Below are 14956 nucleotides of genomic sequence, written 5' to 3' on the forward strand. Positions count from 1 at the left end.
TCTTCAATTTAGCGACGGCTTAAAATATGTTGACCATTTTGCAAGAATTGACTTCTTGATTTGCGCATTCTTTCAATTCGCTCTTCAGCCAATCGGTCTGCCGCTTTATAAGTTGGAATGGCATCACGGTTTGAAATTTCAATTACACGTTCAATATTTTGATAAATGCCTTCGACTTTTTTCATCGCACGATCTGCATTATAGCCATAAAGCTCATCAGCCACGTTAATCACACCGCCTGCATTGATCACATAGTCAGGAGCATATACAATTCCCATCTCATGGATAAGGTCTCCGTGATGCGTTTCTCTTAGCTGGTTATTTGCAGCACCTGCAATCACCTTTGCTTTTAACTTAGGAATGGTCACATCGTTAATGGTTGCACCAAGTGCGCACGGTGCATAAATATCACATGCTTGATCATAAATATCGTCAGGGTCGACTGCTTTTGCGCCGAAGTCTTCAACAGCTCGCTTGACAGAGTCTTTGTTGATATCTGTGACAATGAGCTGCGCGCCTTCTTCATGCAGATGTTTACACAGGTTGTAAGCGACATTTCCAACACCTTGGACGGCAATTGTTTTTCCTTCTAATGAATCGGTCCCAAATGCAGCTTTGGCAGCGGCTTTCATCCCTTTGTATACACCGTAAGCAGTGACGGGAGACGGATTTCCAGAAGAACCAAATGCAGGAGAAATCCCTGTGACAAAATCGGTTTCTTCATGAATGAGATCCATGTCTTCTACCGTTGTACCGACATCTTCTGCTGTAATATAGCGGCCATTCAGCCCTTGAATGTAACGTCCAAATGCACGGAACATTTCTTCATTTTTGTCTTTTTTCGGATCGCCGATGATGACCGTTTTTCCGCCGCCAAGATTAAGTCCTGCTGCCGCGTTTTTATAAGTCATTCCTCTTGCTAGACGCAGTGCATCCTCAATGGCTGCTTCTTCGTTTTCATACGTCCACATTCTCGTTCCGCCTAGTGCCGGCCCAAGTGTTGTATCATGAATCGCAATAATCGCTTTTAAGCCAGACTGCTCATCCTGACAAAATACAAGCTGTTCATAATCGTATCGTTCCATATATTTAAAAAGTTCCATCGTGTTATTCCTCCTATTACTTCCGCTTAATTTGATGTACAGATGGCAAGCGCAATTGAATAAAGCTTACTTTCGGCTGAATCAGACCGGCTTGTTAAAGCAATCGGCGCCTTCGCTCCTGCCACCACAGCTCCCACCTTTGCATGTGCAAAGTAGATGAGAGATTTATAAAGAATGTTCCCTGCCTCAATTGTTGGCACAAGCAAAATATCTGCATGGCCGGCTACATCACTCGTAATATTTTTATGAGAAGCTGCCGTTTGAGAAATGGCATTGTCTAAAGCAAGAGGCCCATCAATCAGGCAGCCAGAAATTTGCCCCCGCCGATTCATTTGTGCAAGACTTGCCGCAGTCAAAGTTGAATCCATTGCCGGATTTACGACCTCCACCGCAGACAATACTGCAACCTTCGGCATGTCGTTTCCGACAGCTTTTGCTACTTGAACAGAATTGATCGTAATCTCTTTCAGCATATTTAAATCGGGCGCGATGTTCATCGCAGAATCTGTGACATAAATAAAGCGGTCAAAGCCTGGCACTTCAAATGCCGCGACATGTGATAGGACACTCGCTGTCCTGAGCCCATATTCTTTATTCAGTACCGCTTTTAAAAGAACGGCTGTCGGGACATGCCCCTTCATCAAAATATCTGCATGCTTCTCGCTTACTGCCTGCACGGCAATTTTGGCCGATTCTTCGGGAGAATCTGAATGAATAATATCTATCCAGTCCTCATTGATTTCATGCTGCTTCACTAGCTCCTTCAGGTTGCGTTTGTTCCCAACCAGGAGAAAGCGAGCGACCTTACGCTTAATTGCCATCTTGATGGCATGAAGCACTTCTTCGTCTTCTGCATGAGCCACAGCCGCCGTTTTATTCTGCAGCTGGGCGGCTTTCATAATCAGATCGTCAAGCTTCATATATGCCCACCTTTCCTTGTGCTCGGTTCATGTTTTATATGCAAGTTCCGTGCCAGTTTGAAATGCAGTGAAAATGAGGCAATTTGCATGACATTCGTGCAATCTTTTGCAGGTTACATGCATTTTATTGCATGCTATCTTTTGCAAGTTGATATTTATCCATTTTATAGTAAAGGTTCCGAATGCTGATCCCTAACGTTTTCGCTGTTTTCGTGCGATTGAATTGATGCTTTTCAAGGGTTTGTTTAATCAGCTGCGCTTCAAATGCCTCAACAGCATCAGAAAGTGTCTCTCCCTCAAATTGACTGACAGCCAGTTCCTGCTGCTCTTTTTCTTCCTGATCTTCTGACTCCATGAAAGAAATATGCCCTTCATCAATCCATTCTTCTTGCGGGTTCAAAAAGATCATGGCTCGTCCAAGTACATTTTCAAGCTCTCTTACGTTTCCAGGCCACTTATATGATCGCAGTCTTTTGAGTGCCTGTTCCGTTAACCCGCTCACGTTCCGTCCATAGTCTAAATTGATCTTTTGGATGAGACGTTTGCTTAACGAATCAATATCCTCAAGACGCTGCCTTAGAGGCGGGATGGAGATCGGGTATCTGTTCATTCGATAATATAAATCTTCTCTGAACTTTCCTTCCGCCATCGCTTTTTCAATATTGACATTTGTCGCCGTGATCACACGAACATCGACTGGTATGGCCTTTGTTCCGCCTACTCTTACAATTTCTTTCTCCTGCATCACACGAAGCAGTTTCGCCTGTGTACTTGGCGTCATTTCACCAATTTCATCTAAAAAAATGCTGCCTTGGTTTGCCTCTTCAAACAGCCCTTTTTTCCCGCCCCGCCTTGCACCAGAGAACGCCCCTTCTTCATAGCCAAAAAGCTCTGACTCTAAAAGGGTCTCAGATAAGGCCGCACAGTTGACCCGTACAAAGCGATTATATTTCCGGTCACTTTCATTGTGAATGGCGTGCGCAAACAGCTCTTTTCCAGTACCTGATTCTCCCCGGAGTAAAATCGTGGCTGGCGTTTTCGCGCCTAGCTTTGCCTGCTCAAGTGCCACAAGCATTTGCTCACTTTCTCCAATGATGTCTTCAAAAGTGTACTTTGCTTCAAGTGTCCGGATGAGCTGCCTTGCTTTATTTAATTCATTCGTGAGTGATTGAATTTCTGATACGTCATGAATGACCCCGACACTGCCTTTTAAAATGCCATCAACGATGACTGGCGCTACGTTGACAATCACATCTTTTTTATTCGGTCCGACTTTCATTCTGACGCCTCGAACTGGTCTCCTTGTTTCCAGTACCTTCAAATGCATGCTTTCTCCTTCAGAAATATCTGCACCTGCTGGTTTCCCCACAACTTCTTTATCTGTTAATCCAGTCATTTTCGTGTATGCCCGGTTGATTAAGATCCCTTTTCCCTGCTCATCAACAACCGATATGGCTTCATCCGACGATTGAATGATCGCCTCCAGCATCGTTCGTACTTCTTTAAGGTTGGTCACTTCCTCCGCAAGTTCAACGGCATCTGTAATATCTTTAAAAATGGATAAAGCACCTAGCATTCTCCCCGCGTCATCAATAATTGGCAAACGCGTTGTCACAATTTGTATTTGCTGATTCAGAAATTGTTTTTGATTAAATTCTGGCTCTCTCGATCTTAAAATGTCGGGAAGCTTTGTATTTGGGATCACTTCTCGTATATGACGGCCAATCGCATCTTTTTGCGAGCATCCAACCATTTTGGCCGCTGATCGATTAAACAGGACGACTTCTTCATCCATGTTTATAAAAATCATCCCGTCGTTCGTTGCATTAAAAATGCGGTCATGCTTATAGGTTTGTTCCTTTAATATTTGAATCAGCTGCTGTTTTTCTGACATTAATTCTGATATGACGTAAGCCATTGAACTTGGCACAATGACTGCGTGCTCTGGCTTTTTTTCAATCAGTTCTTTCAGCACTGCTGAACTGCCTGTTGTTTCAATGATGATATCAATGTCATCTTTTATGTATTCTTTCCAATCCGTTGTCGTCTCAATTCCATTCTTTTTCGCTTCTACCATCCCCGGTGCCTCAAGATCAAGGTCGGCGATCGCAATGATTTGAATCGTATTTGTTTTCAGCAATGTTTCAAGCAATGCTGATCCACCTTGTCCTGCACCGACAATCAAGACTCTCTGCATCCCGTTACCCCTTTATATGAAAAAATTTGCACACCATATTTTTCCGTTGCAAAAAATTGCACAACTCTTATATTACCACGTTTTCCTTTCTTGACAAAATATTTTTTGAATTAGACAATGGAAGTAAATGACGTTTAAGGGGACATTTGATGGGGAGAATACTTGCACTAGTGATTATTTTAATACCTGGCGCGCTTGCAGCACTTGGGATTAAGCTGCTGCGTGACACTGTTTTCGGCATCATCATTGCACCATTTCCATATTTATGGCTGCAAGGAATTGCAGGGTTGTTATTTTTAGGGGGAGGTCTTTATGTAGTGGCTGGCTTTATTTTATATAGAGACCGTAAACGAAATAAAGTGACTGCTCGCTTTAAGCAGAGATAAAACGTGTAAAAAGACCCGCTGATTTAGAGCAGGTCTTTATTTCATTTCTTCTCTTATTTTCACGGCTCGATCAGGAAAATCAGTGAAAATGCCATCGACACCTAAGGAAAACATGTTTTTCATTTGCTTTTCACTATTTACTGTAAACGGCCTGATCACTTGCTGAGCGGCATGGAGTGCTGACACCACCTCTTTGGTCACGCCGGCACCCTTTATATTCGGATGGTAGCCTCTTGCTGGTACTGTTTTTATATACATCTCCGGCTGATGGATCACATCCATTGTAAGAACAGCTAGTTCAACATGCGGCATCAGTTTGTGAAAAAGAGCTAAACTGCCGTGATGAAACGATGAAACAAGTACACGATCTTCTATTTGAAAATGCTCGATTTGCTTTTTTACTTTCTCTTCGATACCCAGATATCGATAAATGGAGTTTTTCAGTTCAATATTGATGATGAGTGATGATTGCTGCGTCACTAGCTCTAATACTTCCTCTAAAAGAGGAATGGATACAGCACCGGTTTCTTCGTAGAAAGAATGACTCGCATCTCCTGCTTTTAATTCTTCATATGTATGGTCTTTTACTAAACCTTTCATGTTCGTTGTTCTGTTCAGTTTCTCATCGTGAATGACAGCAAGTCTTCCGTCTTTCGTCAGCTGAACATCCAGCTCAATTCCGTCAGCTCCCGAAAGAAGTGCATGCTCGAAAGCTATCATGGTGTTTTCAGGATAAATGCCTTTAAAGCCTCTGTGTGCAAAAATTTTCGTCATAGGTCACCTCTAAATATGATGCTTCCTTTCATTATGACGTGTCTTTTTTCGTTTTTCCAGTTTTGAGCGCATAAAAAAACCTCTTCTGATTCATACGAAGAGGTTGACAGATAAATTCGATCACGTAATCGCTCTGATGGCTTGCTCTGTCGTCTCTGCGTCAAGAGCAAAAAGGGAAGAAACAACTGCGACTGCTGTAACAACGGTTACACCTAACAACAACTTTTTCATAAGATAACCTCCACTTTCTTTTGAAGTATTTGTGCATCGAATTTCTTTTCAAGAAAACGAATGGCATTTTGATAATCATTTCGTTCCTTGAAGTATTTCGATATTTGTTCAGACAAATCCTCAAGCTCCACATATAATCTATTTTTTTCTATGTAGTCTAATTTTTCTGAGAATACGTCTGCTGCCCCACTATTCTCGCACATCAAATCCAAAATTTCAAATTTTACTATATATTCATTATTTTGGATATCACAACTATACAAAATACCCTCTTTAATATATTCCCTCGCCTCTTGATCTCCTAAATGAACCAAGGCATTCGCCAGAACATATAAAGATTGGATGTAATAATGGCTATTGTCACGGTGAATTTGAATGCCCATCCCTTTTTTGGCATAATGTGCGCTTTTTTCATAATCATGCTTTGCATAATAAAGAACCGCTAAATTGTGATAGCATTTCCCAATGAGCACTTCATTGTTAATGCGCTTACTTTTCTCAAGTGCTTCTTTATACTTTTTCTCTGCTTCATCGAATTGGAACAAATCAATACAATTACTTGCATGTAAAATTAAGCTGTCAATCGCCTGCGCTGTGTACTCTTCATGCGCTTTGAACGTATCGATGGCTTTTTTAATATGATTAATGGATATGAAATTTTGTTTCAGTTCGTAATAGATCGAAGCAACCTTATGGTGAAAAGTTCCTACTTCCAGGTCTTCATTCACACGTTTTAGCCGCTGTTCTGCAATTTTGTAAAAGCTAATGGCTTCATCATACTTTTTCACATATGCAGCATATTGGCCTTTGTAAAAGTAAAAATAAAAATTAATAATGTCATCTGCCTTCTCATCGAGCGTTCCGACACTTTTCATAATTTGATTGGCTTTTTCAATATTTCCAAGTAACATTTCATGTCTGCCGTCAACAAGCTGATAATAAAGGAGAACTTCACGGTCTTCATCTGTATTTTTTAGCAAATTCTGAATTTTCTCTTTATAGACAGCAGATTTTTCTAAGTCATTCTGAGAAATGACCCTCGTCCACTTGCTAATTTCGTTCGCTACCTCAGCAGAGTGGATTTTCAGCTTTCCCATAACCTCACCCTCTTCTTTTCATTATTATAGCATAGTAAAAGAATGTGAAAATTATTAAATTCGACAATGGGAATATTCAGTTCAAATGGCACAATCTCTAAGAAGCCAGTGACTTTAAAACGCCAACCAATCAGGTCAATAGAAATAGAACTTTCGATCTCGTTTGCTTTAATTACCAAATCCATGAGACCTTTTCCTCTCATCCTTTTTCTTACGAATGAGCGTTTTCTTCTTCTATTTTGAAGACTTCATGATCAATTGGCGCAGCTGATTACCACTACTTTATGTCTTTTTTATTTTTTTCATGCTTTATTTTTCATTTTATTCTGAAAATAAAGCAGCCCGTTTGTCCAATTTAAACATTAAGATGATTTTATCAACCTAACCAATTTTTGACAACATCTTTCAAAATAAAAAAACGTCTCAATGAAGAAACGTTTTTTCATGAAAAAGATACTAGCTTGCTCTATGCTCTAATCGCAAACGATCAGCTACCATGGCAATAAATTCTGAATTGGTTGGTTTCGCTTTTGACATGCTGACAGTATAACCAAAGAGTGAGGAAATGGAATCAATGTTTCCTCTGCTCCAAGCGACTTCAATGGCATGACGAATCGCTCGTTCTACCCTGCTGGCAGTCGTGTTAAATTTCTTTGCAATGTCTGGGTACAACACTTTAGTAATGCTTCCGAGAAGCTCAATGTCATTGTACACCATAGAAATCGCTTCTCTTAAGTATAAATAGCCTTTAATATGAGCGGGCACGCCAATCTCATGAATAATGGTCGTAATGCTCGCATCTAAGTTTTTACGTTTCGGTTCAGGTTTGTTACGAAGAACACTGTTTTGGATTGATGAAGAGCGATGGGTAACTTGTGTGCCGTTTCCACTGACTTGACGAATATGACCTACTAGGTTTTCCATATCAAATGGCTTTAAAATGAAATAGGATGCGCCCAAATCAACTGCTTTTTTCGTGACATCTTCTTGTCCAAATGCCGTTAGCATAATCACACTTGGCTGTTTTGTCATTTCATTGTTTTCACGGAGGCGTTCTAGTACAGCAAGACCGTCTAAATGAGGCATAATAATGTCTAAGAGGAGAACGTCGGGCTCTTTATCTTTAAATAATGTCAGGCATTCCTGACCATTATACGCCACGCCAAGTACTTCCATATCTTCCTGTCCCTCAATGTACTCTGTCAAAAGGCCAACAAGCTCTCGATTGTCATCAGCTACACACACTTTAATTTTCTCCACGTTCTTTCCTCCCCAATGTCGATTCCTTTAGTCTTTTGCATTTCTCTTCTGAGTGTTCAATTCGACAAAACCATGCTATCCCCTTTAAAAAACTTTAATTTTCCGAATAATAGAGCATTATCTAGCTTTTTCTACGTTTTTCTTAACGAATCGACGATTATTGCAATTTGACAACAAGCTTTTTTCCATTTTGTCGAAAAATCTCTTTTTCCTTATTTTATAACATGATGGAAGAGAAAGAAAGGGTAGAAAAAAACTGCCGGAAAATTCGCGGCAGTTTGATGATCAGCTTGCTTTTTTGTTTTTTTGATAAAGGTCGATTCCTGCTTCTGACAGCATCCATTCAATGTGTACGCCGTACCCGCTAGTCGGATCATTGACGAATACGTGTGTGACAGCTCCAATGACTTTGCCATTTTGCATGATGGGGCTTCCGCTCATTCCTTGGACGATTCCGCCCGTTTTGCTTAAGAGCCGCTCATCTGTTACCTTTAATACCATTCCTTTAGTTGCTGGGAATTTCTGCGGTGTTGTGCTGACAATTTTAATATTAAACTTCTCCACTTTATCATGATCCACAACGGTTAAAATTTCTGCTGGGCCTTCTTTTACTTCATTAGATAAAGCGACTGGAAGTGGTTTATCTGCTACATGATTTTTAAGCTTTTCGGTTAACGTACCAAAGATACCAAAAGGGCTGTTGCGGGAGATATCTCCTATTGTTTTTCTTTCGGAAGAGAATCTCGCCAATTTTTCTCCAGGATTGCCTCCTGTGCCTTTTTCAATCGATGTCACGGTTGATCTAACAATTTCACCATTGTCGACAACAATTGGTTTTTTTGTATCCATGTCAGAAATCACATGCCCAAGGGCACCATATTTTTTAGATAAAGGTTCAAAAAAGGTCATCGTGCCGATTCCTGCTGCAGAATCACGAATGTAAAGACCAATTCGATAGATGCCTTCACTTGCATCTTTTGCGGGTGTTAATGTTGTTTGAAAGGTTTTATGATCTCTCTTTATGAGCAAACGAAGCGTTTCACCCGTTTTCCCTGCTTTCTGAATAAATGGGGTGAGGTCATTCATTTTCTCCATTTTTTGACCATTGATTTCAATGATCATATCCCCTGATTGAATGCCTGCGGCTTCACCTGGTGATTTTTTGCCGTCTGCTGTTGTGATTTGATGAAAACCTACAACGAGAACTCCTACAGAGTGGAGCTTGACGCCAATGGATTGTCCTCCAGGAATGACTTTTAATTCAGGGAGAACGTCAACTTTTGTTTTCTTAATAGGAAATCCTTTAAAATCATAAACAATTTCGGCTTTTCCCGCCTTTTGTCCTGTAATATCCAGCTGATTCTTTTTCTCTGAAAGGCTAAAGGCTGGTGAAGAAGCATTGGCTGACGCTTCAATCGATGTGTCAATTGAGTGCTTTTGTTTTTCAAATACAGCAACATTTGTTGGAATGCTGATGTACTCCTTCACTATGCTCATAAACCCTGTACTTATTAAAGAAACAAGGAGAATCACACCAATGGCTTTTCTCATCTTTTCGGGCATTCATTTTTCACTCTCCTCGCTCCTTACCCACACCAGAACACTCATGTTTTGGCTACATCTTTACTTTTGCCTTCTTCGAGAGGATTTATAACCGGCAGCTTTAGAAAATGATTGGATAAATTGATAAAAGAAAAAGACGATTTTATGGGTATATACGCCGGCTTTTACACAACATAAAAAAAAGGCAGCTGATGATTCAGCTACCCTGTTGTTTTGACATCATTTGCTTGGTGCAATAGTTCTTTTGCGTGCTGTTTTGTCAGCTCAGTCACTTCCACACCGGCAATCATCCGGCCAATTTCACTCACTTTTTCTTCATGACTTAATGGTTTAACACTCGTCAGTGTTCTGCCCGCTTTCGAGCGTTTAGAAATGAAGAGATGCGTGTCAGCCATTGCGGCTACTTGAGGCAGGTGTGTAATACAGAGCACTTGTGATCCAGACGCAACTTTGTAAATTTTCTCAGCAATGGCTTGTGCCACTCTGCCGCTGACACCTGTATCAACTTCATCGAAAATAATGGATGTGACGTCTTGTTTAGCTGAGAAAATACTCTTCACAGCGAGCATGACACGTGAAATTTCTCCACCTGAGGCTACTTTCGATAAAGATTTCATCGGTTCGCCTGTATTTGTAGAAATGACAAATTGTGCTTGGTCGATTCCATTTTTCCCGAGCTGGACAGGTTTTCCGTCTAATAGCGGACAATCAGTGCTGCCAAATGGCGCATATCGAACAGAAAAAGCTGTGTCAAATGATGACTTCTCCATATACAAATCCTTGAGCTCTGTTTGAATTTGCTTTGCTAGCTTTTTGGCCCATTTTTTACGCAGCTCCGAAACGTTAAGTGCTTCCAGCAGAGCATCACGGCTCATCGCATCTAATTTATTTTTGAGCGTCTGCAGATGGCTGTCTCGATTTTGGATTTGATCTATTTCTTCTTCAATCTTCGCCGCATACTCCAAAATTTCCTCAACGGTTGTGCCGTATTTTCGTTTTAACTGCTTCATTTCATTCAGCCTGGACTCAATAAAATCAAGACGAGCCGGATCAAATTCTAATTGGTCCAGCATGCTTCGCATTTGGAAAGTTGAATCCTCTAATAAGTAGTAGGAGTTCGACACTTGTTCAGATAACTTTTTCAAATCATCGTTGATTTCAGACACTTGCTCAAGCTCGCTTGAGGACATACCAACCCAATCTAGTCCTCCTTGCTCATTACGCAAAGCGTTGTACGCGTTTTGGAGTGAGGAATAGATTTTTTCGTAGTTGCTGATTTGATGTCGCTCTTCCTGAAGCCTCTCATCTTCCCCCGGCTCTAATTGTGCCGCCTCAATCTCCTCTAGCTGAAATTGCAGTAAATCTAAGCGGTGCACCATTTCCTGCTCATTCTCAGACAGCTGCCTGAGCTTTTGAGCCGTCTTCATATATTGATCATATGCTTCTTGATACTGCAAGAGAGCCGGTGCAATTTCTTCTGCTCCAAATTGATCGAGCAAATGCAGATGATTTTCATCTTCCATGAGCAGCTGGTTATCGTGCTGTCCATGTATATCAAGCAAAAGCCGTCCTACTTCCCGTAAAAGTGAGATGGTGACAAGCTTTCCATTAATCCGGCAAATGCTTTTCCCGCTGTTGTTAATATCACGGCGGAGAATCATCATTTCATCTGATGCGTCAATTCCCTGCTCTTCGCATAGAGCAAATACAGGATGATCGGCTGGTACAAGAAAAAGCCCTTCCAGCTCTGCCTTTTTTTCACCGTAGCGGACAAATTCAGAGGAACCTCTTCCTCCCACGAGAAGTGAGACAGCGTCAATCATGATGGATTTTCCGGCACCTGTTTCCCCCGTTAGAACCGTTAGTCCTTTTTCAAATGAAACCGTTAACTCTTCAATGATTGCAAAGTTTTTAATGGTTAGTTCTGCTAACACTCATTTGACACCTCTTTTAGTAAACCTAATTCTTTATAGAAGCTCTAAAATTTTGCTCGAAACTGTCTCTGTATCATCTGGGGTGCGGCAAATGATTAAAATGGTATCATCCCCGCAAATCGTTCCCATAATTTCTTCCCAATCTAAATTATCCATTAAAGCACCAATCGCCTGAGCATTACCCGGCATTGTTTTAAGAACAATTAAATGACTGGCAGCATCCATTTTAATAAATGCATCCATTAGGGACCGCTTCAGCTTTGACAGCGGATTAAACCGCTGATCCGCAGGAAGACTGTATTTATATGTTCCATTGTTCGTCGGAACTTTCACTAAATGTAATTCTTTAATATCTCTAGAAACGGTCGCTTGTGTGATGTTATATCCATCGGCTTTCAAAATATCGACCAATTCATCTTGTGTTTCGATTTCTTGGCTTGCAATGATTTCTCTAATTTTAATATGCCTTTGACCTTTATTCATATTTGACCCCCCTAGGCGTTTCATTCTCAGTTTGTCTTTACGTTCTATGTTATATGATGCACAGTTCAAAAAACAAGCATTACGTGAGATACGGCCAATTCTTGTCTTTTGACCATGTAAAAAGGAATAATAGCGAGCTATTATTCCTTTTGTTTCAATGATTTCATGTGTCAGCCGGCTCAGGGCTGTTTTTCTTTTCTTTCAATACAGAATGGGCTTCCTTCACGACCTTCTCAAGTTGTGAAGCAGGAAGTGCCGCATTTTCTTCTTGATCAGGATGAAGCACTAAATGAAGCAGAAATTCAATATTTCCATCTCCACCAGTGATAGGCGAAAATGATACATCCTTTACATCATAACCTTCTTTTGCAGCAAATTGATTCATCTCTTCTAGTACACCAAGGTGGACAGAGGGCTCACGCACGATGCCTTTTTTCCCAACAAGCTCTCTGCCTGCTTCAAATTGAGGCTTGACGAGCGCAATACAGTCACCACCCGGCACAAGAATATGCTTTAAAGCCGGCAGAATGAGTTTGAGTGAGATAAAAGATACATCAATCGATGCCACTTCTGGCAACCCTTCAGTAAAATCAGCTGGGACGGAATGGCGGAAATTGGTGCGCTCCATGACGATGACCCTGTCATCCTGCCTTAATTTCCACGCAAGCTGATTGTAGCCAACGTCTACAGCATATGATTTGACTGCTCCATTTTGAAGAGCACAATCTGTAAATCCGCCTGTTGATGAGCCAATATCAATCAGCAATTTCCCTTCAACTGTCAGATCAAATTCTTTTAGCGCTTTTTCAAGTTTTAACCCGCCGCGGCTTACGTATTTGAGAGGGTTCCCCTTCACTGTAAGCGGCGTATCACGAGCAATTTTCTCTCCTGGTTTATCCAAACGGTTTTCATTTGAGTAAACGATCCCTGCCATGATGGCACGCTTTGCTTTCTCTCTTGTTTCCATTAGTCCTTGTTCGACTAATAAAACGTCAAGTCGTTCTTTCTTTGATGTCATGATCCAATTCCTTTTCTTGGTGCTGCTGGAAGCAGGTCACGTAAAGTCTCAGCAACATGTGCTTTCGTCAGTCCAATTTCTTCAAGCAGGGCATCAACACTTCCATGCTCAATAAATTGATCTGGGATACCCATGCGTTCTACTTTGATATGTGATGCTTTCTTGTCGTGTAGATATTCTAATACGCTGCTGCCAAACCCGCCTTGGAGCACAGCTTCTTCAATCGTTAAAATCGGAATCCCTTCAGAAAGAATGTCGTTTAGCATCGCTTCATCAAGCGGCTTAATAAACCGAGCGTTGACGACACGAATTGATTTCCCTTCTTTTTGAAGTTCCTCAGCTGCTTGCAGCGCCATTTTAATCGTCGTACCGAATGTTAAGATGACGGCATCCTTCCCTGGTCGAAGAACCTCCCAAGATCCAATCGGAATGGTTTTGAGCTGTTCATCCATTTTCACACCAAGCCCATTTCCGCGCGGGAAACGCATGGCAATAGGACCGTCATCATACTGAATGGCTGTATTGACCATGTGCTGGCCTTCATTTTCATCCTTCGGCATCATGAGCACCATATTCGGCATATGACGCATGAAGGCAATATCAAACACACCTTGATGCGTTTCTCCATCAGCACCGACAAGACCCGCACGGTCAATTCCGATAAAAACATTAAGGTTTTGGCGGCAAATATCATGCAGCACTTGATCATAAGCTCTTTGCAGGAACGTTGAATAAATCGCTAAAAATGGCTTCATATCCTGCGTCGCAAGCCCAGCTGCCATTGTGGCTGCATGCTGCTCAGCGATCCCTACATCAAACATTCGCTCAGGAAATTCCTTTGCGAAGCCTTCAAGTTTTGAGCCAACAGGCATCGCAGGCGTGATGGCCACAATTCGCTCATCTTTCCGCGCCAGCTTTCTGACTGTTTCACTGACAAGACCACTCCATGACGGTGCAGCAGCTGCTGGTTTTACAAAATCACCTGTATCAATTTTGTATGGACCTGTGCCGTGCCAAGTCCCGATTTTATCGGATTCTGCCGGCTGATAGCCTTTTCCTTTTTTCGTGATGACATGCAGCAGGACAGGACCTTTTGTTTTCTTTGCATATTCAAGGTTTTCAAAAAGATCTTCATAAGAATGTCCATCAACAGGACCTAAGTAAGTGAATCCCATTTCCTCAAAGAACATGCCAGACACTAGTAAATACTTGAGGCTGTCTTTAATACGCTCTGCTGTGGCAGCAAGCTTTCCGCCTACAGCTGGAATCCGCTTAAATAAATACTCGAGCTCGTCCTTTACCCATTGGTACTTGCCTGCTGTGCGCAGTCTGCCAAGCATGGTGTGAATTGCACCGACGTTTGGTGCAATACTCATTTCATTATCGTTTAAGATGACGATCATATCTTTCTTTTCATCACCGATATGATTCAGAGCTTCAAGCGCCATACCTCCGGTTAATGCACCGTCTCCGATAATCGGCAGGATATATTCATTTGTCCCTTTAATATCCCGCGCCGCCGCCATCCCCATCGCGCCAGATAATGAGGTTGAGCTGTGGCCTGTTTCCCAAACATCATGCTCACTTTCATTTCGTTTAGGAAAACCGCAAAGTCCTTTATATTGACGAAGTGTATCAAACTCCGCCCCTCTTCCAGTTAACAGCTTGTGAACATAAGACTGATGTCCAACATCCCAAAGGAATTTGTCTTTCGGGCTGTCAAATACTTTATGAAGGGCAACCGTGAGTTCAACGACACCCAGGTTCGGACCGATATGCCCGCCAGAGTTAGCCAAGGACTCAATTAAAAACATGCGAATGTCAGCACTAAGCTCCTCTAATTCTGCATTTGACATTCCTTTTAGAAACGTTGGATTTTTTATTGATAAAAGATCCAATCAGGATCAACTCGCTTTCAACAAAATTTCTATCTACATATATAATGCCTTATTCCTATGAAAACCAAGCGGGAATAAGAGTTGTCTCATCA

The 14956-nt window shown here is 41.6% G+C and carries 13 protein-coding genes; 1 reads left to right on the plus strand and 12 read right to left on the minus strand.

Features of this window, described 5'->3' with window-relative positions; genetic code table 11:
• Window positions 1-8: 8 nt before the first annotated feature.
• The 3 genes from bcd to AAYR28_RS11115 all read right to left on the minus strand — a co-directional run bounded on the left by bcd (window position 9) and on the right by AAYR28_RS11115 (window position 4220).
• Window positions 9-1103, minus strand: coding sequence for a branched-chain amino acid dehydrogenase (gene bcd / locus AAYR28_RS11105; RefSeq protein ID WP_120208196.1), 1095 nt, complete (start codon window positions 1101-1103; stop codon window positions 9-11).
• 26 nt (window positions 1104-1129) lie between these two features.
• Window positions 1130-2023: a phosphate butyryltransferase gene (yqiS, locus tag AAYR28_RS11110; RefSeq protein ID WP_065214644.1), complete on the minus strand. Its 894-nt coding sequence runs from the start codon at window positions 2021-2023 to the stop codon at window positions 1130-1132.
• A 124-nt stretch (window positions 2024-2147) separates the two neighbouring features.
• Complete coding sequence (locus AAYR28_RS11115) at window positions 2148-4220, minus strand: sigma-54 interaction domain-containing protein (protein WP_034280272.1); 2073 nt, start codon at window positions 4218-4220, stop codon at window positions 2148-2150.
• A gap of 149 nt (window positions 4221-4369) precedes the next feature.
• Between AAYR28_RS11115 and AAYR28_RS11120 the strand changes: the two genes are divergently transcribed.
• Window positions 4370-4606: a DUF2627 domain-containing protein gene (locus AAYR28_RS11120; RefSeq protein ID WP_024422931.1), complete on the plus strand. Its 237-nt coding sequence runs from the start codon at window positions 4370-4372 to the stop codon at window positions 4604-4606.
• Window positions 4607-4642: 36 nt separating this feature from the next.
• On the opposite strand, the gene AAYR28_RS11125 is transcribed toward AAYR28_RS11120, so the two are convergent.
• The 9 genes from AAYR28_RS11125 to dxs form a co-directional block, all read right to left on the minus strand.
• Complete coding sequence (locus tag AAYR28_RS11125) at window positions 4643-5380, minus strand: glycerophosphodiester phosphodiesterase (RefSeq protein WP_120208197.1); 738 nt, start codon at window positions 5378-5380, stop codon at window positions 4643-4645.
• Between the two features lie 227 nt (window positions 5381-5607).
• On the minus strand, window positions 5608-6708 hold the full coding sequence (locus AAYR28_RS11130; protein WP_024422933.1) for a Rap family tetratricopeptide repeat protein: 1101 nt from the start codon (window positions 6706-6708) through the stop codon (window positions 5608-5610).
• Window positions 6696-6893 carry a hypothetical protein gene (locus AAYR28_RS11135; RefSeq protein WP_024422934.1) on the minus strand — a complete coding sequence of 66 codons (198 nt, stop codon included), beginning with the start codon at window positions 6891-6893 and terminating at the stop codon, window positions 6696-6698. Before AAYR28_RS11135 ends, AAYR28_RS11130 begins: the two co-directional genes overlap by 13 nt.
• Before the next feature lie 271 nt (window positions 6894-7164).
• Complete coding sequence (spo0A, locus tag AAYR28_RS11140; protein WP_024422935.1) at window positions 7165-7968, minus strand: sporulation transcription factor Spo0A; 804 nt, start codon at window positions 7966-7968, stop codon at window positions 7165-7167.
• A 285-nt stretch (window positions 7969-8253) separates the two neighbouring features.
• Window positions 8254-9531, minus strand: a complete 1278-nt coding sequence (gene spoIVB / locus AAYR28_RS11145; protein WP_120208199.1) for a SpoIVB peptidase — start codon at window positions 9529-9531, stop codon at window positions 8254-8256.
• Window positions 9532-9731: 200 nt separating this feature from the next.
• Window positions 9732-11465 (minus strand): DNA repair protein RecN, encoded by a 1734-nt coding sequence (gene recN, locus AAYR28_RS11150; RefSeq protein ID WP_034280267.1) that lies wholly within the window; start codon window positions 11463-11465, stop codon window positions 9732-9734.
• A gap of 33 nt (window positions 11466-11498) precedes the next feature.
• Complete coding sequence (gene ahrC / locus AAYR28_RS11155) at window positions 11499-11948, minus strand: transcriptional regulator AhrC/ArgR (RefSeq protein WP_024422938.1); 450 nt, start codon at window positions 11946-11948, stop codon at window positions 11499-11501.
• A gap of 163 nt (window positions 11949-12111) precedes the next feature.
• Window positions 12112-12966, minus strand: a complete 855-nt coding sequence (locus tag AAYR28_RS11160; protein ID WP_034280266.1) for a TlyA family RNA methyltransferase — start codon at window positions 12964-12966, stop codon at window positions 12112-12114.
• On the minus strand, window positions 12963-14864 hold the full coding sequence (gene dxs, locus AAYR28_RS11165; protein WP_061109340.1) for a 1-deoxy-D-xylulose-5-phosphate synthase: 1902 nt from the start codon (window positions 14862-14864) through the stop codon (window positions 12963-12965). Before dxs ends, AAYR28_RS11160 begins: the two co-directional genes overlap by 4 nt.
• Window positions 14865-14956 lie beyond the last annotated feature (92 nt).

This window comes from Bacillus safensis, assembly GCF_039619585.1.
GTDB lineage: Bacteria > Bacillota > Bacilli > Bacillales > Bacillaceae > Bacillus > Bacillus safensis.

What these genes read in the sequence shown, in the direction of transcription:
- bcd (WP_120208196.1), bottom strand. Translation starts at nt 1,103, where the DNA reads ATGGAACTTTTTAAATATATGGAACGATACGATTATGAACAGCTTGTA.
- yqiS (WP_065214644.1), bottom strand. Translation starts at nt 2,023, where the DNA reads ATGAAGCTTGACGATCTGATTATGAAAGCCGCCCAGCTGCAGAATAAA.
- AAYR28_RS11115 (WP_034280272.1), bottom strand. Translation starts at nt 4,220, where the DNA reads ATGCAGAGAGTCTTGATTGTCGGTGCAGGACAAGGTGGATCAGCATTG.
- AAYR28_RS11120 (WP_024422931.1), top strand. Translation starts at nt 4,370, where the DNA reads ATGGGGAGAATACTTGCACTAGTGATTATTTTAATACCTGGCGCGCTT.
- AAYR28_RS11125 (WP_120208197.1), bottom strand. Translation starts at nt 5,380, where the DNA reads ATGACGAAAATTTTTGCACACAGAGGCTTTAAAGGCATTTATCCTGAA.
- AAYR28_RS11130 (WP_024422933.1), bottom strand. Translation starts at nt 6,708, where the DNA reads ATGGGAAAGCTGAAAATCCACTCTGCTGAGGTAGCGAACGAAATTAGC.
- AAYR28_RS11135 (WP_024422934.1), bottom strand. Translation starts at nt 6,893, where the DNA reads ATGGATTTGGTAATTAAAGCAAACGAGATCGAAAGTTCTATTTCTATT.
- spoIVB (WP_120208199.1), bottom strand. Translation starts at nt 9,531, where the DNA reads ATGCCCGAAAAGATGAGAAAAGCCATTGGTGTGATTCTCCTTGTTTCT.
- ahrC (WP_024422938.1), bottom strand. Translation starts at nt 11,948, where the DNA reads ATGAATAAAGGTCAAAGGCATATTAAAATTAGAGAAATCATTGCAAGC.
- AAYR28_RS11160 (WP_034280266.1), bottom strand. Translation starts at nt 12,966, where the DNA reads ATGACATCAAAGAAAGAACGACTTGACGTTTTATTAGTCGAACAAGGA.